The sequence below is a fragment of the Brevundimonas sp. PWP3-1b1 genome (genome assembly GCF_049896065.1).
GTDB classification, from domain to species: domain Bacteria; phylum Pseudomonadota; class Alphaproteobacteria; order Caulobacterales; family Caulobacteraceae; genus Brevundimonas; species Brevundimonas intermedia_B.
The window spans coordinates 220,565-241,659 of sequence record NZ_JAFCTO010000002.1 but is presented as its reverse complement, the minus strand read 5'-3'; the positions used below and the strand labels follow the sequence as shown (position 1 = coordinate 241,659).

At 68.7% G+C, this 21,095-nt stretch carries 17 protein-coding genes, 1 tRNA gene and 1 riboswitch; of the genes, 9 read left to right on the top strand and 9 right to left on the bottom strand.

Features of this window, described 5'->3' with window-relative positions:
• The first annotated feature begins 217 nt into the window (after positions 1-217).
• The gene (locus ACP69V_RS13005) at positions 218-2,650 is read left to right on the top strand and encodes a membrane-bound PQQ-dependent dehydrogenase, glucose/quinate/shikimate family (RefSeq protein ID WP_426024254.1); all 2,433 of its coding nucleotides are present in this window, start codon (positions 218-220) and stop codon (positions 2,648-2,650) included.
• Between the two features lie 57 nt (positions 2,651-2,707).
• Here ACP69V_RS13005 and ACP69V_RS13000 read toward each other — a convergent pair whose 3' ends face one another.
• From ACP69V_RS13000 to proB, 4 genes are read right to left on the bottom strand one after another with little or no spacing between them, the layout of a single operon-like run.
• Entirely contained in the window at positions 2,708-3,043 is a 336-nt protein-coding gene (locus ACP69V_RS13000) for a type II toxin-antitoxin system PemK/MazF family toxin (RefSeq protein WP_409718273.1), read from the bottom strand.
• On the bottom strand, positions 3,030-3,245 hold the full coding sequence (locus tag ACP69V_RS12995) for an AbrB/MazE/SpoVT family DNA-binding domain-containing protein (RefSeq protein ID WP_426024253.1): 216 nt from the start codon (positions 3,243-3,245) through the stop codon (positions 3,030-3,032). Before ACP69V_RS12995 ends, ACP69V_RS13000 begins: the two co-directional genes overlap by 14 nt.
• Before the next feature lie 36 nt (positions 3,246-3,281).
• Complete coding sequence (locus ACP69V_RS12990) at positions 3,282-4,544, bottom strand: glutamate-5-semialdehyde dehydrogenase (RefSeq protein ID WP_426024252.1); 1,263 nt, start codon at positions 4,542-4,544, stop codon at positions 3,282-3,284.
• Positions 4,541-5,710, bottom strand: coding sequence for a glutamate 5-kinase (proB, locus tag ACP69V_RS12985; protein ID WP_426024251.1), 1,170 nt, complete (start codon positions 5,708-5,710; stop codon positions 4,541-4,543). The genes ACP69V_RS12990 and proB overlap by 4 nt, the downstream gene beginning before the upstream one ends.
• Before the next feature lie 67 nt (positions 5,711-5,777).
• Between proB and ACP69V_RS12980 the strand changes: the two genes are divergently transcribed.
• From ACP69V_RS12980 to ACP69V_RS12965, 4 genes are all read left to right on the top strand, one after another.
• The gene (locus ACP69V_RS12980; protein WP_426024250.1) at positions 5,778-6,578 is read left to right on the top strand and encodes a ZIP family metal transporter; all 801 of its coding nucleotides are present in this window, start codon (positions 5,778-5,780) and stop codon (positions 6,576-6,578) included.
• A 247-nt stretch (positions 6,579-6,825) separates the two neighbouring features.
• Positions 6,826-9,063, top strand: a complete 2,238-nt coding sequence (locus ACP69V_RS12975; RefSeq protein ID WP_426024249.1) for a glycoside hydrolase family 3 N-terminal domain-containing protein — start codon at positions 6,826-6,828, stop codon at positions 9,061-9,063.
• A gap of 82 nt (positions 9,064-9,145) precedes the next feature.
• Positions 9,146-10,306 (top strand): glutamine-hydrolyzing carbamoyl-phosphate synthase small subunit, encoded by a 1,161-nt coding sequence (carA, locus tag ACP69V_RS12970; protein WP_426018435.1) that lies wholly within the window; start codon positions 9,146-9,148, stop codon positions 10,304-10,306.
• Positions 10,307-10,310: 4 nt separating this feature from the next.
• The gene (locus ACP69V_RS12965) at positions 10,311-11,255 is read left to right on the top strand and encodes a hypothetical protein (RefSeq protein WP_426024248.1); all 945 of its coding nucleotides are present in this window, start codon (positions 10,311-10,313) and stop codon (positions 11,253-11,255) included.
• Positions 11,256-11,401: 146 nt separating this feature from the next.
• Here the strand turns inward: ACP69V_RS12965 and ACP69V_RS12960 are convergent, their stop codons facing one another.
• From ACP69V_RS12960 to metX, 4 genes are all read right to left on the bottom strand, one after another.
• Positions 11,402-11,668, bottom strand: coding sequence for a hypothetical protein (locus tag ACP69V_RS12960; RefSeq protein WP_135194771.1), 267 nt, complete (start codon positions 11,666-11,668; stop codon positions 11,402-11,404).
• 204 nt (positions 11,669-11,872) lie between these two features.
• Positions 11,873-11,947 (bottom strand) — tRNA-Glu (locus ACP69V_RS12955).
• 52 nt (positions 11,948-11,999) lie between these two features.
• On the bottom strand, positions 12,000-13,181 hold the full coding sequence (gene metB, locus ACP69V_RS12950) for a cystathionine gamma-synthase (RefSeq protein WP_426024247.1): 1,182 nt from the start codon (positions 13,179-13,181) through the stop codon (positions 12,000-12,002).
• Positions 13,178-14,218 carry a homoserine O-succinyltransferase MetX gene (gene metX / locus ACP69V_RS12945; protein WP_426024246.1) on the bottom strand — a complete coding sequence of 347 codons (1,041 nt, stop codon included), beginning with the start codon at positions 14,216-14,218 and terminating at the stop codon, positions 13,178-13,180. Before metX ends, metB begins: the two co-directional genes overlap by 4 nt.
• Before the next feature lie 75 nt (positions 14,219-14,293).
• Positions 14,294-14,410: riboswitch (SAM riboswitch) on the bottom strand.
• A gap of 416 nt (positions 14,411-14,826) precedes the next feature.
• Between metX and ACP69V_RS12940 the strand changes: the two genes are divergently transcribed.
• The 3 genes from ACP69V_RS12940 to ACP69V_RS12930 all read left to right on the top strand — a co-directional run bounded on the left by ACP69V_RS12940 (position 14,827) and on the right by ACP69V_RS12930 (position 18,371).
• Positions 14,827-16,563 (top strand): homoserine dehydrogenase, encoded by a 1,737-nt coding sequence (locus ACP69V_RS12940; RefSeq protein ID WP_426024245.1) that lies wholly within the window; start codon positions 14,827-14,829, stop codon positions 16,561-16,563.
• A gap of 4 nt (positions 16,564-16,567) precedes the next feature.
• Positions 16,568-17,512, top strand: a complete 945-nt coding sequence (gene thrB, locus ACP69V_RS12935; RefSeq protein ID WP_426024244.1) for a homoserine kinase — start codon at positions 16,568-16,570, stop codon at positions 17,510-17,512.
• A gap of 544 nt (positions 17,513-18,056) precedes the next feature.
• A complete protein-coding gene (locus tag ACP69V_RS12930; RefSeq protein WP_135194776.1) occupies positions 18,057-18,371 on the top strand; it encodes a CsbD family protein in 315 nt (104 codons plus the stop codon).
• A 6-nt stretch (positions 18,372-18,377) separates the two neighbouring features.
• On the opposite strand, the gene thrC is transcribed toward ACP69V_RS12930, so the two are convergent.
• Positions 18,378-19,772 carry a threonine synthase gene (gene thrC, locus ACP69V_RS12925; RefSeq protein ID WP_426024243.1) on the bottom strand — a complete coding sequence of 465 codons (1,395 nt, stop codon included), beginning with the start codon at positions 19,770-19,772 and terminating at the stop codon, positions 18,378-18,380.
• A gap of 352 nt (positions 19,773-20,124) precedes the next feature.
• Between thrC and ACP69V_RS12920 the strand changes: the two genes are divergently transcribed.
• A complete protein-coding gene (locus tag ACP69V_RS12920; RefSeq protein WP_426024242.1) occupies positions 20,125-21,072 on the top strand; it encodes a retropepsin-like aspartic protease in 948 nt (315 codons plus the stop codon).
• Positions 21,073-21,095 lie beyond the last annotated feature (23 nt).

Genomic DNA, 21,095 nt, shown 5'->3' with positions numbered 1-21,095 from the left:
GCCGCAAACGCTCGGTTCAAGGCAAATATTATTGCCGCGAGCGGTTCTCAGCCGCTGAAAAAGAAAAAATCATCCAATTGCGGATGTTTCGTCGTCAAAAGTTGCTCTGTGGAGGCGTGTGCAGCGCAACGGCCGTTTGTTCCGGGGTGCGACAATTAGGAACCTCAGTGGCGCCCAAGCGTTGCCGAGGCTCATTATGCAGCCAGAGAGTGCGATCATGCCGCGATGGACAACCCCCACCGGACCGGGAGGGTGGCTGACGCTGCTTCTCGGTCTTTTGCTGGCCGTGATCGGTCTGGTGCTGACCGTCGGGGGCGTCCAGCTCGTGATGTTGGGCGGCTCCTGGTACTATCTGCTCGCGGGTCTGGCGCTGATCGTGTCAGGCCTTTTGCTTGTCTATCGCGATGTTCGCGGGGCGTGGGTCTATGGGGCGGTCTTCGTCGCCACGGTGATCTGGGCGCTTTGGGAAAAGGGCCTGAACGGCTGGGCCCTGGTGCCGCGTCTGGTCGGGCCTTTGGTGCTGATGTTCCTGGTGCTGGCGACCTTGCCGGTGCTGCGGTCGCGCGGCGGGGGCAAGACGGCGGGCTTCGGCGCCCTGGGGCTTGCGGTCCTGACCGTCGTCTTCGGTTTCGCGGTCGCTCAGGCTAATCAGGCCCAGGTGATGAGCCCTGTGCCGGGCGTGCGCGGCGGCTACAACGATCCGTCCCTGCTGAAGACCGGCGCCGACTGGCCGGCCTATGGCGGCACCGACAGCGCCCAGCGCTATTCGCCGCTGAACCAGATCAACAAGGACAATGTCGGTCAGCTGGAACGGGCCTGGACCTTCCGCACCGGCGATCTGCCGGGCGAACGCTGGGGCGCCGAGACCACGCCGCTGAAGGTCGGGAACACCGTCTATCTCTGCTCGGCGCGGAACAAGCTGTTCGCCCTGGACGCCTCCACCGGCAACCAGATCTGGACCTATGACCCCCAGGTCGCCGACGACCAGATCCCCTATACCGCCGCCTGCCGCGGCGTGACCTATCATGCGCGGGCCAACGCCAATCCGGCCGAGCCCTGCGCGACCAAGATCGTCGAAGGGACGCTGGACGGCCGCATCGTCGCGGTTGACGCCCGCACGGGCCGTCCGTGCCCGGCCTTCGGCCAGAACGGCGCCGTCAGCATCAAGACCGGCATGGGCGATCCCTATCCCGGCATGGTGTCGATCACCTCCGCCCCCGTCATCGTACGCGGGATCATCGTCACCGGGCATCAGGTGCTGGACGGCCAGAAACGCTGGAACGCCTCGGGCGTAATCCAGGGCTTCGACGTCGAGACCGGCGCACTTCGGTTCGCCTGGGACATGATGCGCCCCGACCGCAGCGGCCTGCCGCCCGAGGGTGAAACCTACACGCCGGGCACGCCGAACATGTGGACGACGGCGACGGGCGACGAGGCCCTGGGCCTGGTCTATCTGCCGATGGGCAACTCGGCCGCCGACTACTGGTCCAGCTCGCGCCGTCCGCTGGAGAAACAGTATTCGACCTCGCTGGTCGCGCTGGACGTGACCACCGGCAAGCCGCGCTGGCATTATCAGACCGTGCATAACGACGTCTGGGATTTCGACCTGGGCTCGCAGGCGACGCTGATCGACTATCCGACCGCGAACGGCGTGGTGCCCGCCGTGCTGCTGCCCTCCAAACAGGGCGACATGTATGTGTTCAACCGCGCCACCGGCCAGCTGCTGCACGGTGTCGAGGAGCGCCGCGTTCCCACGACCGGCGGTACGGAACAGGGCCAGCGTTCGCCGACCCAGCCGTTCTCGCTGTTCGCCACCCTGCGCAAGCCGAACCTGGTCGAGGCGGACATGTGGGGCATGTCGCCGATCGATCAGATGATGTGCCGCATCAACTTCAAGAAGGCGAATTATCAGGGCTACTACACCCCGCCCTCGACCAACCACTACATCAACTATCCGGGCTACAACGGCGGTTCGGACTGGGGCGGCGTGGCGGTCGATCCGGCGCGCGGCGTGATCGTGGCCAACTATAACGACATGCCCAACTACAACCGGCTGGTGCCCCGCGCCGAGGCGAACGAGAAGGGCTGGTTCCCGCGCGACGACCCTCGCTACATCCAGCAACAGAAGGAAGCGGCCGAACGCGGCGGCAGCCTGTCCAAGGGCGAAGGCGCCGGCGATCCGCAGATCGGCGTACCCTACGCCATCGACGTCAACGCCGGCTGGCGCGTGAAGTGGACGGGCCTGCTGTGCAAGGAGCCTCCGTACGGCGGCATCACCGCCATCGACCTGCGCTCGGGCAAGACCTTGTGGGACCGTCCGTTCGGCACGGCGCGCAAGAACGGCCCGTGGGGCATCGCCTCGCACCTGCCGCTGGAGATCGGCACGCCGAACAACGGCGGATCGGTGGTCACGGCGGGCGGCCTGATCTTCATCGCCGCAGCGACCGACGACCTGATCCGCGCCATCGACATCGAGACCGGCAAGACCGTCTGGTCCGACGTCCTGCCTGCAGGCGGCCAGGCCAACCCGATGATCTATGAGCAGAACGGCCGCCAGTATCTGGTAATCATGGCCGGCGGCCACCACTTCATGGAGACGCCGGAGGGCGATTACGTGATCGCTTATGCTCTGCCCAAGGGCAGAGCATAAGCTCTCTTGCTGGGCCTATCGCGCTTCGCGCTACTTGAGGCCGGGAGGGCGTGAACGTCAGAGGTTGGCGCGGATGACAGCCATCGTCCGCGCCAGACGCTCGTCGTCGATGCGGCCGAGGTGGGTCGCCACGGCAGCGTCGATGGCCGCGATCTTGGCGGGGCGGACAACGGACGGCGCGGGCAGTCCGGCGTCGGCATAGCTGTCGCCGAACGGCACATCGTCCGCCCACGGCCGGTTGTCCGCGCTGGTGATCATGACGACCCACAACAGCCTGTCCCCGTCGCCCAGCGGCCCATCGGAAACGACCAGGGCCGGGCGATGCTGGCGGGTGCTGCGGTCGGTGTAGGGGAAGGGGACGCGGACGACGTCGCCGCGCTCAAAGTCCGGCATAGGCCTTGCGGTCCGCGTCGCTGTCCCATTCGTCGAACGCCGCGAAGGGATCGTCCGCCGGCGCCCTGCGGGCCTTGCGCAGGATCACCCGGTCGCCGTCCAGGTCGTATTGCAACTCGTCACCGTCCTGCAGACTCAGCGCGGCGCGCACGGCCTGAGGGATGGTAGTCTGGGCCTTGGAGGTCAGGCGGCTCTTGATCATGGGAGGAAGGTAAGGAATTTCCTTACATCAGGCAAGTCAGGGCCTGATCTGGCCCTGGCCGCGCACGACGTATTTGTAGGTGGTCAGTTGTTCGGCGCCGACCGGGCCGCGGGCGTGCAGGCGGTTGGTGGAGATGCCGATTTCGCCGCCGAAGCCGAACTCGCCGCCGTCTGCGAACTGGGTCGAGGCGTTGATCAGGACGATGGCGCTGTCCACCCGCGCCGCGAACCGTTCGGCGGCCGCCGTGTCCGTGGTGACGATGGCCTCGGTGTGGCCCGAGCCGTAGCGGGCGATGTGGTCGGTGGCGGCGTCCAGATCGTCCACGATCCGCACCGACAGGATGGGCGCCAGATATTCGGTGGTCCAGTCGGCCTCCGTCGCCGAAACCATTGCGGGGACCAGGGCGCAGGCGTCAGCGTCGCCGCGCAGTTCGCAGCCGGCGGCGAGCAGGTCGGCGGCGACGTGGGGCAGCAGGCGTCGGGCGCCCTCGCGGTCCACCAGCAGGGTCTCGGTCGCGCCGCACACCGAGACGCGCCGCATCTTGGCGTTCAGGACGATGGCGCGGGCGGCGTCCACATCGGCGGCGTAGTGCAGATAGGTGTGGTTCAGGCCTTCCAGGTGGCTGAGCACCGCCGTGCGGGCCTCGGCCTGGACGCGGGCGACCAGGCTCTTGCCGCCGCGCGGAATGATCACGTCGATGGCGCCGGCCAGCCCGGTCAGCATCAGTCCCACGGCCTCGCGGTCGGGGGTGTCGACCAGCTGGATCGCGTCAGCCGGCAAGTCCGCCTCGGCCAGGGCCTCGGCGATCAGGGCGGCGATGGCGAGCGACGACTGGAGACAGTCCGAACCGCAGCGCAGGATGGCCGCATTGCCCGAGCGGATGCACAGGGCGGCGGCGTCGGCGGTGACGTTGGGGCGGCTCTCGTAGATCACGCCCAGGACGCCGATGGGGGTGCGGACGCGGGCGATGTCCAGGCCGTTGGCGGGGGTCCAGCGTTCGGTCTCGACGCCCAGGGGGTCGGGCACGGCGGCGATGGTCGCGACGGCCTGGGCCATGCCGGCGACGCGGGCGGGCGTCAGCGACAGCCGGTCGATCAGGGCCTCGGTCATGCCATTGGCGCGGGCGGCCTCCACGTCGCGGGCGTTGGCGGCCAGGAGGGCGGGTTCGGCCGCCGCCAGCTTTGCGGACAAGCGTTCCAGCGCGCGGGTGCGGGCGGCGGCCGGCGCCTCGCGCAAGGCAGCTGCGGCGGCGCGGGCGCGCTGGCCCAGGTCGAACATTCGGGTCGTCAGATCGGTCATCGGTCGTCCAGCACCATGTCGTCGCGGTGGATCAGCACCGAGGCCCCGCGATAGCCCAGGATCGCCTCGATCTCGTCCGAACGGCGGCCCCGGATGCGCGCGGCCTCGTCGGCGGCGTAGGCGGCCAGGCCCACGCCGACCGAGCGCCCGTCCGGGTCGATCAGGCGCACGCAGTCGCCCTTCTCGAAGCCGCCGGAGACGCCGGTGACTCCGGCGGGCAGCAGGCTCTTGCCGGCCTTCAGCGCCGTGACCGCGCCGGCGTCCAGCGTCAGGGTTCCGGCCGGCGACAGGCTGCCGGCGATCCACTGTTTGTAGGCGGCCATCGGTCCGTCGGGCGCGGCGATCAGGGTGGCGCGGGCGCCGTCGCGCACGGCCGAGAGGGGCGACAAGGTCTGGCCCGAGGCGATGATGGTGGCGCAGCCGGCCGAGCGCGCGATCTGGGCCGCCGCCAACTTGGTCGCCATGCCGCCGGTCCCCACGCCCGCATCGGCGTTGGCGCCCCCGCCCATGGCCAGGATGTCGGGGCTGAGGGTTTCGATCAGGGGCAGGTGGGCGGCGCTCGGATCACGGCGCGGGTCGGCGGTGTAGAGGCCGTCCACGTCCGACAGCAGGATCAGCAGATCGGCCCGCGCCAGCTGGGCCGTGCGCGCCGCCAGCCTGTCGTTGTCGCCGTAACGGATTTCCTCGGTGGCGACCGTGTCGTTCTCGTTGACGATGGGGATGACGCCGTGGGTCAGCAGGGCCTCGACCGTGGCGCGGGCGTTCAGCCAGCGCCGGCGCCGTTCGGTGTCGTCGCGGGTCAACAGCACCTGACCGACGACCAGATCGTGCGGGGCCAAGGCTTCGGACCAGGCGGCCATCAGCAGGGACTGACCGACCGAGGCCGCCGCCTGCTTGTCCTCCAGCCGCGCGCCCAGGTTCGGCAGTCGGCCGCGCCCCAGGGCGATGGAGCCGGACGAGACGACGATGACCTCGCGCCCCTCGGCCTTCAACGCCGCCAGATCGGAGGCGACGGCGGCCAGCCAGTCGTGCGTCGGCCGGCGCGTTGCGGCGTCGATCAGCAGGGACGAACCGATCTTGACCACGACGCGCCGCGCGGCCGCCAGGGCCGACGCAGCGTCAGCTCCACGGCTTGGGCTCGGGGGAAGGGCGACGGCCTGGGACATGACGGTTTCTCTAACGCGAGTATTGGGGCTTGTCTCTTGCCGGATCGCACCGCAATGCAGGCGAATGATGGAATCTCTTTTCCCTGCCTCCGGCAGCTTGGCCCCCATCGCGGCGGGCGGCCTCGGCAGTCTGGCGGCGGGCATGATGACAGCGGTCGGCGCCGCGCCGCTGCTGTTCATCAAGAGGCCCGGGGTTCAGACTCAGAGCGCCCTGTTGGGCTTCGCCGCCGGGGTCATGCTGGCGGCGTCCTTCTTCTCGCTGATCATTCCCGGCGTGGACGTGTTGCAGGCCGGCGGGGCCAGCCAGGCGGCCGCGGCCGGCGTCATGGCGGCGGCGGTGCTGATCGGGGCGACGGTGATCGGCCTGATGAACCGGTTTGCGCCGGTGGACATGCTGGCCATCGGCCCGGCGGGATCGCGCGACCTGTCGCGGCGCATCTGGTTGTTCATCATCGCCATCACCCTGCACAACTTCCCCGAGGGCGCGGCCGTGGGCGTCAGCTTCGGCGGCGGCGACATGCATCAGGGCCTGTCCACGGCGCTGGGCATCGGCATCCAGAACATGCCCGAGGGGCTGGCCGTTTCGGCGGCGATGGCGACCCTGGGCTATGGGCGTTGGCCTTCGTTCCTGGCGGCGCTGGCTTCTGGTCTGGTCGAGCCGGTCGGGGGCCTGATCGGGGCCAGCGTGGTCGATGTGCTGCCCGGCGCCCTGCCGTGGGGCCTGGGGCTGGCGGCCGGGGCCATGATCTATGTCGTCACCGCCGAGATCATTCCCGAAACCCGCGAGAAGTCAAAGGGCGAGGGATCGATGATCGGTCTGATGATCGGCCTGGTGGGGATGATGTTCCTGGACATCGCCTTGGGATGAGGCGGGGGGATGAGGCGGGGGGATGAAACGCGGCGTGACCGCGCACCGAGGCGTTACATCGATTTACATCGGGGGCGGGGGTTGAAGCCGCCGGGGGCGAGAGGCTAGGCCTGCGCGCTCGCTGCTCGATTTTTTCCTCTGAAGGAGCGCCACCCGTATGACGCGACCTCTCAAGCCTGCGGCTTCCCGTAGAAATTTCTTGTCTGGCCTGGGGCTTTTGGCCCTGATGGGCGCCGGAGTTTTCCCCATGCCTGTATCCGCCCAAGCGTCCCGCACCGTCGCGCGTCACCGCCAGAAGATCGAGGATCTGATCGCGGCCATGACGGTCGAGGAGAAGGCGGGACAGCTGAACCTGCTGGCCGATCCGTTCCGGTGGATGCCCACGGCGGTGAACCCGCTGGACGGCACGGGGGATCCCGCGCGTGTCACCGCCCTGATCCGCGAAGGCAAGGTCGGCAGCCTGTTCAACGGCATCGGCGCCGAGACGGGCCGCCGCATCCAGCAGGTGGCGATGGAGGAAAGCCGGCTGAAGATCCCGCTGCTGTTCGCGGCGGACGTGATCCACGGCCTGTCCACCATCTTCCCCGTGCCGCTGGCGGAAGCCGCAGCCTTCGACACCGAACTGGCGCGACGCACCGCGCGGGCGGCGGCCATCGAGACGGCGGCGTCGGCCGTGCACCAGACCTACGCCCCCATGGTGGACGTGGCGCGCGACCAGCGCTGGGGCCGCAACGTCGAGGGCGCCGGCGAGGACGTGCTGCTGAACAACCTGCTGGCCGCCGCCCGCGTGCGCGGCTTCCAGGGCGAGAAGGGGCTGGACGACCGTGACGCCGTCCTGGCCACCGCCAAACACATGGCCGCCTATTCCGCCGCCGTCGGCGGGATGGAATACAACACCACCGACATGAGCGAGCAGACGCTGCGCGGGGTCTTCCTGCCGCCGTTCAAGGCGTCGGTGGACGCCGGCGCCCTGTCGATCATGAGCGCCTTCAACGACGTGAACGGCGTGCCGGCGTCGGGCAGTCGCAAGCTGCTGACCGACATCCTGCGCGGGGAATGGGGCTTTGAGGGCTTCGTCGTCTCCGACTACACCTCCGAGCAGGAGCTGGTGGCCCACGGGTTCGCCGAGGATGGCCGCGACGCCGCGCGCCTGGCGTTCAACGCCGGGGTGGACGTGTCCATGGTGTCGGGCCTGTATCTGGAGCATCTGCCCGGCCTCGTGGCCTCGGGCGAGGTGTCGATGGCGCGTCTGGACGAGGCGGTGCGCCGCGTCCTGAACACCAAGGCGGCGCTGGGCCTGTTCGACGATCCCTACCGCGGCACCGATCCGGTGCGCGAGAAGGCCGTGGTGGGCGCGCGCGAACATATCGAACTGTCGCGCGAGGCGGGCCGCAAGTCGGTCGTGCTGCTGAAGAACGACAATGGTCTTCTGCCGCTGAACAAGAGCCAGAAGATCGCCCTGATCGGCCCGTTCGCCGACGACGTGGACAATGTCTGGGGGCCTTGGACCATCTGGGGCGCGCCCGAGCGTCGCGTCTCGCTGGAGGCCGGTTTCCGTGCGGCCATGAGCGATCCCCAGCGCCTGACCATCGCGCGCGGTTCGGGCGTCGAAACGCCGCTGGCCGGCGGCATCGAACAGGCTATTGCGGCCGCCCGCGACGCCGACGTCATCGTCCTGGCCATCGGCGAGGCGACCAATATGTCGGGCGAGGCCCAGTCGCGCACCGAGATCGTCGTGCCTGCGCCGCAGATGGCGCTGGTCGACGCCATGACGGCCCTGGGCAAGCCGATCGTCATCCTGCTGCGCAACGGCCGGGCCCTGGCGCTGGAAGGCAATGTGAAGAACGCCCAGGCCATCGTCGTGACCTGGTTCCTGGGCGAACAGATGGGCCATGCCGTCGCCGACGTCCTGTTCGGCGATCACGGCCCGTCGGCGCGTCTGCCGATCAGCTTCCCGCACAAGTCGGGCCAGCAGCCCTATTCCTACGACCGCAAGACGACGGGTCGCCCGGCCAATCCCGATCTGGCGACCGAGGAATACAAGTCCCGCTATCGCGAGACGCCCAATACGGCGCTTTATCCGTTCGGCCATGGCCTGACCTATGGCGCAATCAGCTACGGGCTGATTGAGATGCAGAGCGACAAGCTCCAGTGGGCCGGAACGCTGGACGTCGCGGTGACCGTGACCAACACCGGATCGCGCGCGGCCGAGGAGCTGGTGCAGCTCTATATCCACGACCGGGTCGCCAGCCTGACCCAGCCGGGGCGGCTGCTGAAGGACTTCAAGCGGGTGTCGCTGCGTCCGGGCCAGAGCGAGAAGGTGACCTTCACCCTGAACCCGCGCCAGCTGGGCTTCATCGGGGCGGACGAGACCTGGCGCATCGAGCCGGGGCTGTTCGACGTGTGGCTGGCGCCGCACGCCCAGGGCGGGGCGACGGCGACTTTCCAGCTGATCGGACCGGCTTCCATCACCGATGGTCGTTGACCCCGGCGACTGCAGGGCTTAACGACGCCGCCGTTTGCGTTCGGCCGCCTTTCGGGCCGGATTCGTGTGTAGGAGCGCGCCCATGACGACGAAGATTCTTCCGGGCGCCACGGGCGTCCTCGCGCTCGCCGACGGCACGGTCCTGCAGGGGATCGGCGTCGGCGCCGTCGGTTCGGCCCTGGGCGAGGTGGTCTTCAACACCGCCATGACCGGCTATCAGGAAATCCTGACCGACCCGTCCTATATGAGCCAGATCCTGGCCTTCACCTTCCCGCACGTCGGCAACACCGGCACCAATGTGGAAGACATCGAACAGATCGGCGGCGGTTCGGACACCTCGGCGCGGGGCGCCATCTTCCGCGACGTGCCGACCGATCCTGCCAACTATCGCTCGGACGCTAGTTTCGACGACTGGATGAAGCGGCGCGGCGTGGTGGGTTTAGCCGGCGTGGACACCCGCGCCCTGACCAAGATCATCCGCGACAAGGGCGCCCCGCACGCGGTCATCGCCCATGATCCGAACGGCGAATTCGACCTGGACGCTTTGATCGCCCAGGCCCGCGCCTGGACCGGGCTGGTCGGCCTGGATCTGGCCAAGCCCGCCTCGACGCTTCAGGCGTTCGAATGGGACGAGGGCCTGTGGGAATGGCCGGAAGGTCACCCGAAGACTGAAGGCCGCAAGTCCGTGGTCGTCATCGACTATGGGGTGAAGCGCAACATCCTTCGCGCCCTGGCCTCGACCGGCGCCAAGATCACCGTGGTGCCCGCCACGACGACGGCGGAAGAGGTTCTGGCCCGCAATCCCGACGGCGTCGTCCTGTCGAACGGTCCGGGCGATCCGGCGGCGACCGGCGAATACGCCGTGCCGGAAATCCAGAAACTGGTCGCCAGCGGCAAGCCTCTGATGGGCATCTGCCTGGGTCACCAGATGCTGGCCCTGGCCCTGGGCGCCCGGACGGTGAAGATGGAACAGGGCCACCACGGCGCCAACCATCCGGTCAAGGACCTGACCACCGGCAAGGTCGAGATCGTGTCGATGAACCACGGCTTCACCGTCGATCGCGACAGCCTGCCCGACGCCGTGACCGAAACCCACGTCAGCCTGTTCGACGGCACCAACTGCGGCATCGCGGTCAAGGACAAGCCGATCTTCAGCGTCCAGCACCACCCCGAGGCCTCGCCCGGCCCGGCGGACAGCCTGTATCTGTTCGACCGGTTCGCCGACCTGATGGGCCCGCGCTGACGCGATGAAACAGGGGGCCGTCCGGTCGGACTATCTGGACTGGCTGGCCCAGGCGCTGGAGGTCGGACGCCGGTTCGAGCCGCTGCCGGACGGAGACGTGGTGGTCGGCTACGCCACCGGATACGACGCCGCCGACATCGCGCCCTTCGTCCTGTCGTTACGGGCCGTGTTCGACGGTCCGGTCGCCTTGGTCGTGGATGCCGAGCCGGCCCTGCGCGCCTTCCTGGCCCAGCACGACGTGATCGCCGTCGATGCGCCGGTCTGGCGCGGATGGGCGCCCCATCCGGTGATGCAGCGGTTCGTGGCCTTCGCCGGTATGCTGGGGGATCGTCCAGGCGCGGCCTTGGCGTGCGACGTGCGCGACGTGATCTTTCAGGCCGCGCCGTTCGCGCCGGCGCCCGAGGGTCTGGAGGCCTTTGTCGAGGCCGAGGCGCCGCTGGCCGATCACGCCTTCAACATGAAATACCTGCGCGCCCTGTTCGGCGAGGGGATCGCGGCGTCTTTGGCCGACAAGGCCTGCCTGTGCGTCGGCACGATCCTGGGGCCGCGCGCCGAGGTTTCGCGCCTGTCGCGGCTGATCCTGTCGCTGGCGGCGACGCCGCGTTCGGAGTTCGGCGGGGCCTTCGGCGCCGATCAGGCGGGCTTCAACATGGCGATCCATCAGGGGCTGGTCGGCGCGTCGATCCGACCCAACTACGGCCGCGTGGCGACCCTGGGCCTGACGCCGGGCGACACTCTGACCTTTGCGGACGGCAAGGTGGTCAATCCCGACGGCGGGTTCAGCCCCATCGTCCATCAGCACGACCGCCATCCGCATCTGGATGCGCCGGTCCATGCCCTGTGGGGCGGCGGGCTGGAGCACCGCAAGCGCGTGCGACCCAAGTCGGCGGGCCAGAAGCTGGAGAAGCTGAAGGCCTCTCTGAGGCGCCGGACGCCCGAACTGCGATAGGTTTTCCCCTGCAATTCCGTCATCCTAGGCCTTGTGCCTAGGATCCATACGCCCGGCATCGACGATGGCGCACCCTGCGGACGCACCGGGAGTCTGGACCCTCGCCACAAGGGCGAGGATGACGGGCGGTGGTGTTGGCCGGCGTCTTACGGCAGGGGCGCGAAGCTGCGCTCTTCGCGCAGGGCGCTGGCTTTGCGAACCGCCATGGGCGCGGCGTGCAGCCAGTAGTCGGCGTCTTCGAGCCGTTGTTCGCGGCGGCGTTCCAGCCCCCGCATCCGGCGCAGGGCGGCGTTTTCCAGCAGGCGCGCGTGCAGGGCGCGGGGCGATATCTCGACGATGGCGGGGGAGCCGGGGACGGCGACGGCGTCGGGGCCTTGAGGCTCCACCGCCGGACGGGCGATGGCGATGAACATTCAGTGTCTCGGTTCAGGAGGGGAGAGGCGCTTCTGCGCCGAGCTAACGACGGGTTAACCACAGGCTCTGTGGATAGTTCCTGAGTGCGTCCGAAAAAAGTCCATGAATCGAAAGGCTTACTGCCCGGTTCCGAACAAAATAGTTACTGAAATCTTAATCCGGGTCCGGAGCGATCGCTCGACGGTCCGTGATCTAAAGTCCGGTGGCAGTCCCTAGGGGAGTCGAACCCCTCTTTTCAGGTTGAAAACCTGACGTCCTAACCGATAGACGAAGGGACCGCGGCCGGGGCGGCGCATTTGCCCCGGTTCGGCCCCTCCTGCAAGCAAAAAGTTACGCGGCTTCGGCCTTGGCCGGGATGACGGCGTCGAGAGCCGGGAAGAGGTCGGCGATCAGGTCCTCGACATGCTCCAGCCCGACCGACAGCCGCACCAGACCGTCGCCGATGCCGGCGGTCGCGCGCTGTTCCGGCGTCATGGCGGCGTGGGTCATGGTGGCGGGGTGGGCGATCAGGCTTTCGACCCCGCCCAGGGATTCAGCCAGGGTGAAGATCTCCAGCGCCTCGACCAGGTCACGCACGGCGTCCGTGCCGCTCTCCAGCTCGAAGCTGAGCATGGCGCCCGGTCCGGCCTGCTGGGCGGCGACCAGCGCGTGGTTGGGGTGGGACGCCAGGCCGGGATAGTGAACCACCCTGACCGCCGGGTGGGCGTCCAGCAGTTCGGCGATCTTGCCCGCCGTGGCCTGTTGCCGCTCGATCCGGGCGAACAGGGTCCGCACGCCGCGCAGGGTCAGATAGGCGTCGAACGGCGAGCCGGTCACGCCGGTGCAGTTGGCCCACCAGGCCAGGGTCTGATGATCCTCGGCGTCGGCCGAGATCACGGCGCCGCCGACCACGTCGGAATGGCCGTTGATGAACTTGGTCGTGGAGTGGACGACGAAGTCGGCGCCCAGCTTGATCGGGTTCTGCAGCGCCGGCGACAGGAAGGTGTTGTCGCAGACCACCTTGGCGCCGGCCGCATGGGCGCGGGCGCAGATGTCGGCCACGTCCACCAGGCGCAGCAAGGGGTTTGACGGGGTCTCGACCAGGACCAGTTTTGGCTTCAGCGCCAGGGCGGCCTCGAAGGCGACGGGATCGCCCTGATCGACCAGCAGCAGGTCGAAATGACCCTTCCTGGCGCGGGCGTTCAGCAGGCGGCAGGTGCCGCCGTAACAGTCGTGCGGGGCGATCAGCAGGTCGCCGGGCTCCAGCAGGGCCAGGGGCAGGTCGACCGCGGCCATGCCGGTGGCGGTGATGACGCAACCGGCGCCGCTTTCCAGCTCGGCCAGGGTCTCGGCCAGGACGTCGCGCGTGGGATTGCCCGAGCGGCTGTAGTCGTATTTCCGCTTCTGCTCGAAACCGGCGAAGGAATAGTTGGACGACAGATAGAGCGGCGGCATGACCGCGCCGTGGGCCGTGTCCGTATCCACGCCCGTGCGGGCGGCGATGGTGTGCGGGTCGGCGGGACGGCGGGTCATGCTTTGATATCCTTGAAGGCGGCGCGGAGGATGTCGCCGACGAAGGCGTCCTCCTTCAGAAAGGCGTCGTGGCCATACAGGGAGGGGGCTTCGACGAAGCGCCACAGGGTCGGCAACCGCGCGGCCAGCTCGCGGATGTCGTCGATCGGCACCAGCCGGTCGGAGGTGAAGCCGATCAGGGTGACGGGGGTGGTGATGGCTTCCGGCGTCACGCTGTGGCGGTCCAGCGAGTCGGACATCGACAGCCAGCGGGCCGGGGTGGTGTGGGTGCGATACGCCTGGCCCCGCGCCGTCAGATAGTCGCAGACGGGATAGGCGCCGCCGACGGCGTCGGGCGCGGTGGTCTCGAACCGGTCGTGGAATTCCTCGGCCGTGCGGTAGGTGGTCATGGCCAGTTCGCGGGCCAGGGCGACGCCTTCTTCCGGGCGACCGGCGGCGACGGCGAACTGAAGGATGCGGCGCTGTATGCCGCGCCAGGCCGTGGCCTGGGGGTGGGCGCGGTGGGCGGCCGAGACCACGATCAGCTGCTCGGCCCAGTCGGGGAACAGTTCGGCGAAGGCCAGGCCGACCATGCCGCCGTAGGAGCAGCCGACGAAGGCGGAGACCCGCTCGATCTTCAGATGGGTCAGGACCAGGGCCAGCAGACGGGCCTGGTCGTGGGTGGTGATGGTGACAGGGGTTTCCAGGAACTCGGCGCCGGGGGCGAAGTCGACGGCCAGAACCTGGAACCGGCTCAGGTCGATGGGGCCGCGCACCGACACGGCGCCCGACCACCAGCCCAGGCCGTTGGTCTCGGTGCGGTGAACGAAACGGCCGGCCGAGATGCCGCCGGCGACGACGACGACGGGCGCGCCGATCCGGCCGTGCAGGCGGCCGACGATATTGGGCTGGTTCAGCCGTTCGCCCGAGGCCAGGCGGAAGTCGGCGGGAATGGGCACGATGACGTCGCGGGCGCCGCCGCGTTCACGAGCGAGCGGTTTGGCTGGCGCGGTGCGACAGTCGGGGTCTTCGAACAGGGAGGTTTCAGCTAGGGTCATCGTCGTTCCGCATCGTTCTCGCTCAGCAAGGCTCGATGCGGTGACAGATCGTGGAGCGTCGTCTCGCCGATGCTCCACTCATCTCTCGCGATCCCGAAGGATCTCGCAGGAGTTGGCACCGTTTCGAGCTGTGAGACCCGATGGTTGCCCCAGCGTCAAAGGGCCTAATCCCTCGGCTGGTCTTGATGAGTGACTTTACGTTGATCAAACAGGCGGCGCCGGTCAAGCGGAAAATTCATGCCATTAGCGGCTGTTGGCTGGTGCGGCTGGGTGTGAAATGAGCAAAAATCGGCCTGTTGCGAAAAAATCATCCATCGTCGCTTGACAGGATGGGGGTGGTCCGATCACCCTAGGCTCAGATTTCAACCGGACCTGCCCTGTGCAACAGCGCTCGCTCATCGCCGAACTTTCCACCGTCGCCGGCCTCGCCGCGACGCGTTTCGGCATGATTATTGGCACGACCGGCACCACCACCACCATGCCCTTACGGGCGGGACGAGTTTAGCGCGCCGAACCCCGGCAACCGCAGAACCCGAACCCCGCCCGGTCCGCCTGGCGGGGTTTTTCTATTTCACCCCACCCCATCCCGATTTTTCCGAGAACCCCTGATGTCCGCCTCACTCGCCGTCGTAGAGAAATCCGAGAGCCTCGATCCCAGCAGTCAGCTCGCCCCTGAGGTGGTGGTGTTGAAGTTCGGCTCGTCCATCCTGCGCAGCCCGGCGGAGGCGCCGCTGGTCGCCTCGGCCGTCTATGGCCATGTGCGGGCGGGACGGAAGGTGGTGGCGGTGGTCTCGGCCTTCGGCGGGGCGACGGACCGGCTGCTGGGCGAGGCGCGGGCCCTGGGCCTGGCCCATTCCAACGACCTGCTGCCCGGCTATGTGGCCCTGGGCGAGGAGAAGTCGGCGGCCCTGGTGGCCATCGCCTGCGACCGGATCGGCCTGGACGCCTGCGCTCTGTCTGTGCGCGAACTGGGCATCGTCGCTGAGGGCGAGCCGGAGCATTCGCGCCCCTGCGGCCTGCGGCCCGACCAGCTGAAACAGGCGCTGGACCGGCATGAGGTGGTGGTGGTGCCCGGCTTCGGCGCGGTGCGGCCCGACGGCAAGGTGGCCCTGCTGGGGCGGGGCGGATCGGACCTGACAGCGGTCTTCCTGGCGGCCGAACTGGGGCTGAAACGAGTGCGGTTGGTCAAGGATGTGGACGGCCTTTACGACCACGATCCCAACGACAATACGGCCCCGGCCCTGCGCTATCGCCGTGCGTCGTGGGATGTGGCGCGCAAGCTGGGCGGGGCGCTGGTTCAGCACGACGCCATCGACCTGGGCGAAAGCCGGGGGGTCGAGATCGAGGTGGCGGCGCTGGACCGGGCCGACGGCACGGTCATCGGCGACAAGTCGGCGCCTCCGGGCCCGGCCCCCGCCCTGCCGCCGCTGAAGGTGGCGGTCGCCGGGTGCGGCGTGGTCGGCGGCGGGGTGCTGGGGCGGTTGCTAAGCGATCCCCGCTACGACGTGGTCGGGGTGCTGGTGCGCGATCCGAAGAAGGCGCGCGACGTGGCCTGTCCGGCCTCGCTGTTCACCGCGAACGCCGACGATCTTTGGGCGAAGAAGCCCGACATCGTGCTGGAGGCCCTGTCGGAAGGCGAGGCGGGTCATGCGGTGATCCGCGCCGCCCTTGAGGCCGGCTGCGACGTGGCCAGCGCCAACAAACAGGCGGTCGCTCGCGATCCGGGCGGGCTGCAGGCGTTGGCCCAAGCGCACGGCCGACGCATCTTCTGGTCGGCCTCTGTCGGGGGCGGATCGCCGATGATCGAGACGGTGCGGGCCGCGCGCGCGGCCGGCGAGGTGGTCGGGTTCGAGGCGGTGCTGAACGGCACGGTCAACTTCATGCTGGAGCGGCTGGGCGACGGCGCGGCCTTCAACGAGGCCCTGGCCGACGCGCGGGCGGCGGGCTTTGCGGAAGAGGATCCGTCGTCGGACCTGGAGGGTCTGGATGCGGCGGCCAAGGTGCGGCTGCTGTGCCACGAGGCGTTCGGCCGCTCGCCCGACGGCGATGTGCCGCGCGACCACCTGACCGAGGCCACCTCGGCCGAGGGCGGGGTGCGCCAGATCGGCGCCGCCCACCTGAAGGATGGGGTCATCAGCCCCTCGGTGTCGCTGAACGCCGACCACGGCGATCCGCTGTTCTCCAACCTGCGCGGCGAGGGCAATGCCCTGAAGGTCTACGGCGCGGACGGTCGAGTGTGGCGCTGCCGGGGCCGGGGCGCCGGGCGCTGGGCCACGACCGAGAGCATCATGGCGGACCTGGCCGAGATCGTGCGTGCGCGCCGCGCCGATGCGGGCCTAAACTAAGCTCATGGCCGTCTTCACCCCCGTTTCCCTGACCCATGCCAGTGGGTTCCTGTCCGCATACGACATCGGCGAGGTGGTCGAACTGACGGCCATCGCCGAGGGGGTGGAGAACACCAACTATCGGCTGGACACCACGCAGGGGCGCTTCGTCCTGACCCTGTTCGAGGGGCGGACGGACGAGGCGTCGCTGCCCTTCTGCCTGGGGCTGACGGGGCATCTGGCTTCGCAAGGCTTCGCTTGTCCCACGCCCATCGAGAACCGGGCGGGCGACTGGCTGGGGCGGCTGAACGGCCGGGCGGCGGCGGTGATCGAATGGAAGACCGGCGCCTGGCTGCGCTCGCCGTCGGCAGCCGATCAGGCGGCGGCGGGGGCGGTGCTGGCGCGGCTGCATCTGATGGCGGCCGGTTTCGAACTGGGGCGCGACAACCCGGTCGGGCCGGCCATGTGGCGCAGGCTGGCGGATCGGTGTGCAGCCGGAGCGTCGGGCGAGGATCGGTTGCTGCTGGACCGGGTCGAGGCGGCGCTGGCGCGGCTGGGCGATCCGTTTACGGATGATCTGCCCGGCGGGGCGATTCATGCCGACTATTTCCCCGACAATATCCTGTTCGAAGATGGGGCGGTTTCGGCGGTTATCGACTTCTATTTCGGCTGCACCGGCGCCTTCGCCTATGATTTGGCCATCGCCCTGTCGGCCTGGGGGTTCGACGCCGAGGGGCGGGCGATCCCCGAGGCTCTGGCGGCGTTCCAGCGCGGCTATGAGACCGTGCGGCCGTTGACTGCGGCGGAACGTGAGGCCCTGCCGCGTCTGGGCGAGGCGGCGGCGTTGCGGTTCACGGTGACGCGGCTGCACGACCGGATCTTCCACGACCCGGCCAACCTGGTGACGCCCAAGAATCCGGCGGTCTTCCTGCGGCGAATGGATCACTGGCGGGCGGTGGAGCCGGTCTGAGACGGGCAAAAAACACAGTGCAATGTGTGCACTTCGTCATTTGCAGACGGGCGAAAAAACAGGGTGCAAAGTGTGCACTTTGTCTCAATCTGGAAATTGCACTGCACCGGGTAAACGCGTGCAATGTGCAAGACAGTGCAATTGGGTGGGTGGCGATGTCAAAGACCGGAGGGGCAGTGTCTCACGGTTTTGGGGCTGGATGGTCGATTGCCGCTGTCGGTCGGTAGGTGATTGAAATCACGACGCCTCGCTTGCAGAAATGGGAGGGATGCGACGTTCCTTTCCCTCCCCGTTCGGGGAGGGTGGCCGAGCCGCAGGCGAGGTCGGGTGGGGGCGGCAGAGTGACCTTCCACAGATCCGTCGCCGATCCAGCAGCTGCGTCCCTGCCGGGCCGCCCCCACCCGGTCGCTGCGCGACCACCCTCCCCGAACGGGGAGGGAAAGGATCGCGCTGCCTGCGTCGGCAGGTCGCTGGAACCGAAAGCGTCACCGGGCTTTTGATGCAGCAACGGCGAGATCGCCGCTCTCTCCCCAAGGATGACACCATGACCGACGAACAAATCAACGGCGCCGCCTCGCAAGCTCAAGGCAAGGCCCAAAAGGCTTTCGGCAATCTGGTCGGCGATCAGAAGATGCAGGTCGAAGGCGCCTATAACGACGCCAAGGGCCGCTCGCTGGAAACCTTCGGCAAGGCGATGGATTCGGTCGATCGCCTGGTCGACAAGGTGCCCGCCGATTATCGCGACAAGGCCCGCACCGTCGCCGCCGAAGCCCGCAAGCGCCCGCTGGTCACCACCCTGTCGGTCGCCGGCGTCGGTCTTATGCTGCTGGGCATGCTGACCCGCGGCGGTCGTCGCTAGAAGCGTTTAGTGGCGGCCTGAAAAGGCCGCCACGGCGTTCACCGCCGCCTCCATCGTTCCATCAATCACCGTCAACCGCTCGGGCTTGTCGCCCAGGGCGGCGATGACGTTTGCGGGTTCGGGTTCGAAGCCCAGGACGTCGGAGACGAAGGCGCCGAACTTGGACGGGTGGGCGGTGGACAGGGCGACGACGGGGCCTTTGGAGCGGTCCTGGCGACGGGCGGCGGCGAGGGCCACGGCCGTGTGCGGGCAGACGACGCGGCCCCAGGTCTCGTAGGCGTGGGCGATTTCGGCGCGGGTTTCGGTCTCGTCTATGGAGGCGGCCGAAACCTGGGCGCGCAAGCGCTCCAGCAGGGCGGGATCGAAGGCGACGGCGCCGTCTCGGGCGAAGGTCTCGAACACGGCGCGGGTGGCCTCTGCGTCGCGGCCGGTCGCCTCGAACACCAGGCGTTCGAAGTTTGAGGGGGCCTGGACGTCCATCGAGACGCTGCCGCTCTCGACCGCCGCGCGGCGCGAATACAGGCCGTCGTTGATGGCGCGGGCCAGGGCGTCGTTCTGGTTCACGGCGGCGACGAAGCCGTTGGACGGCAGACCCATTTTCGTCGCGGCGATGCCGGCGAAGGCGTCGCCGAAGTTGCCGGTCGGGACGACGAAGGTGGCCGCCTCGCCCAGCTGGGCCGTCGCGGAGACATAGTAGGGGATCTGGCCGGCCAGCCGCGCCCAGTTGATCGAATTGACCGAGGACAGGCGGCCGCGTTGGCGCAAGGATTCGTCCGCGAGCAGGCTTTTCACCAGGCGCTGGCAGTCGTCGAAATCGCCGCGCACGGCCAGGTTCATGACGTTGTCGGCCTGAACCGTCGTCATCTGCTTGCGCTGGACCGGCGAGACGCGATCCAGCGGGTGCAGCACGACCAGATCGACGGACTTGGCGCCGGCGAAGGCGCGGACGGCGGCGGCGCCGGTGTCGCCCGATGTGGCGGTCAGGATGGTCAGGCGCTCGCCAGACGCGGCTAAGGCCTCGTCCGTCAGGCTGGCGACCAGCTGCATCGCCAGGTCCTTGAAGGCGGCGGTCGGGCCGTGAAACAGCTCCAGCAAGAACAGGCTGGGCTCCAGCTCGACCAGGGGCGTGACCAGCGGATGGTCGAAGCCGGCGGTCAGGCGGTCCAGTGCGCGGTCCAGGGCGCCGGCGGGCAGGGCGTCGCCGATGAAGGGGGCGATGGCCTGGAGCGCGATGGACTTGTACTCGGCCTCGCCGGTCCAGGTTTCGGGCGACAGGCTCGGCCATGCGGTCGGCATATAGAGGCCGCCGTCGGGGGCGATGCCGCGCAGCAGGGCGTCGGCGAAATCGGTTTCGGGCGATTGGCCTCGGGTCGAGACGTAGCGGGCGCTGGAAGTCGTCATAATGGTTGAGGTCGTAGCCAGACGAGGCGGCGGCGTCATCCGGTTTCTGCCCGGGTCAGGGATGAATTTGTCGGGTTTTGCGCAGTTGTGGCGGGGTTGGCGCGCGATGGGCGGTCAATGGAGGCGCGGATGACAATTTCATGCCTTGGCTTCGTTGCTCAGGTTCGTCATCCCAAGGCTTGTCCCCGGGATCCAGACTCCCGGTGCGCGAAGGTGGAGCACGCTGCGGGAAGACCGGGAGTCTGGATCCTCGCCACGAGGGCGAGGATGACGGAATAAAAGAGAGGGGGGCGACGTCGTTGCGACCATTCCCCCGCTGGCGCCGGTCGTCGCGACGGTCCATGTCTGGGCGATGAGACGACGCGATCTTCTGATCCGGCTGGGGCTGGTCGCCGGTGGTGTGGGCGGGGCCTGGTGGCTGCGCGACCATGTGGTGTGGAAGGGGCCGTCCGTCGTCTTTGCGGCGGGCGGATCGACCGGCTGGCTGCCCTATGCCGAGCCGCGCGCACCGACGCCGACAGTCGAGGTCATGGTCAACGGAAAGCCGGTGCGGGCGCTGATCGATTCCGGTGCTCAGTATTCGGTTATCGACCGGTCGCTGGTCGAGACGTTGGGGCTGACGAACGTCTTCAATATTCCGATGGTGGCCTACGGGGTCGGCGGCGATGCGCAGGTCGGGCGCGGGACGACGCTGGACATCGTCATCGGTGAGATGCGGCTGGACGGGTTGCGGGCGGCGATCCTGGGGCTGGGACCGTTGGCCAGCGAGCAGGGGCTGGGGGCGGCGCTGATCCTGGGCCAGGACGTGCTGCGCGAACTGGTGCTGGAGCTGGATACGGCCGAGCATCGGATCAGGTTCCTGGCGCGAGAAGGCTGGACGCCGCCGTCGTCGCTGGCGCCCATCTCGGTGACCCGCGCGGGCAAGGCGCTGCAGGCGGCGATCACGGTCGAGGGGGCGACGGTCAATGCGGTGATCGACACCGGCGCCTCGGCGGTGCTGGCCGTGACGCGCGAGACGGCGCAGGCTGCGGGGCTGCTGGACGGGCGCGAACGGACGCAGGGCCAGAGCATCGTCCTGGGCGGCGTCGTGGGGGCGGAGACGGTCATCGTCCGCGCCCTGACGATCGGCGACGAACTGTATCGCCAGGCGGCGGTGGCCATATACGACGACGTCGCCGTGCCGGGCTTCCCCAAGGCGCTGGTGGGCATGGCGGCGTTCGAGAACCGGCGTCTGGCGCTGGACCTGGGCGGGCCGGGCCTGTTCGTCGAACGGCCGATGGAGATCACGGTCGGGGGCTGAAGACATCGGGGCTGGATCGGCGG

What these genes read in the sequence shown, in the direction of transcription:
- ACP69V_RS12980 (WP_426024250.1), top strand. Translation starts at nt 5,778, where the DNA reads ATGGAATCTCTTTTCCCTGCCTCCGGCAGCTTGGCCCCCATCGCGGCG.
- ACP69V_RS12995 (WP_426024253.1), bottom strand. Translation starts at nt 3,245, where the DNA reads ATGATCAAGAGCCGCCTGACCTCCAAGGCCCAGACTACCATCCCTCAG.
- ACP69V_RS12960 (WP_135194771.1), bottom strand. Translation starts at nt 11,668, where the DNA reads ATGTTCATCGCCATCGCCCGTCCGGCGGTGGAGCCTCAAGGCCCCGAC.
- metX (WP_426024246.1), bottom strand. Translation starts at nt 14,218, where the DNA reads ATGACCCTAGCTGAAACCTCCCTGTTCGAAGACCCCGACTGTCGCACC.
- ACP69V_RS12940 (WP_426024245.1), top strand. Translation starts at nt 14,827, where the DNA reads ATGTCCGCCTCACTCGCCGTCGTAGAGAAATCCGAGAGCCTCGATCCC.
- thrC (WP_426024243.1), bottom strand. Translation starts at nt 19,772, where the DNA reads ATGACGACTTCCAGCGCCCGCTACGTCTCGACCCGAGGCCAATCGCCC.
- ACP69V_RS12930 (WP_135194776.1), top strand. Translation starts at nt 18,057, where the DNA reads ATGACCGACGAACAAATCAACGGCGCCGCCTCGCAAGCTCAAGGCAAG.
- metB (WP_426024247.1), bottom strand. Translation starts at nt 13,181, where the DNA reads ATGACCCGCCGTCCCGCCGACCCGCACACCATCGCCGCCCGCACGGGC.
- ACP69V_RS12920 (WP_426024242.1), top strand. Translation starts at nt 20,125, where the DNA reads ATGAGACGACGCGATCTTCTGATCCGGCTGGGGCTGGTCGCCGGTGGT.
- ACP69V_RS13005 (WP_426024254.1), top strand. Translation starts at nt 218, where the DNA reads ATGCCGCGATGGACAACCCCCACCGGACCGGGAGGGTGGCTGACGCTG.
- carA (WP_426018435.1), top strand. Translation starts at nt 9,146, where the DNA reads ATGACGACGAAGATTCTTCCGGGCGCCACGGGCGTCCTCGCGCTCGCC.
- ACP69V_RS12990 (WP_426024252.1), bottom strand. Translation starts at nt 4,544, where the DNA reads ATGACCGATCTGACGACCCGAATGTTCGACCTGGGCCAGCGCGCCCGC.
- thrB (WP_426024244.1), top strand. Translation starts at nt 16,568, where the DNA reads ATGGCCGTCTTCACCCCCGTTTCCCTGACCCATGCCAGTGGGTTCCTG.
- ACP69V_RS12975 (WP_426024249.1), top strand. Translation starts at nt 6,826, where the DNA reads ATGCCTGTATCCGCCCAAGCGTCCCGCACCGTCGCGCGTCACCGCCAG.
- proB (WP_426024251.1), bottom strand. Translation starts at nt 5,710, where the DNA reads ATGTCCCAGGCCGTCGCCCTTCCCCCGAGCCCAAGCCGTGGAGCTGAC.
- ACP69V_RS13000 (WP_409718273.1), bottom strand. Translation starts at nt 3,043, where the DNA reads ATGCCGGACTTTGAGCGCGGCGACGTCGTCCGCGTCCCCTTCCCCTAC.
- ACP69V_RS12965 (WP_426024248.1), top strand. Translation starts at nt 10,311, where the DNA reads ATGAAACAGGGGGCCGTCCGGTCGGACTATCTGGACTGGCTGGCCCAG.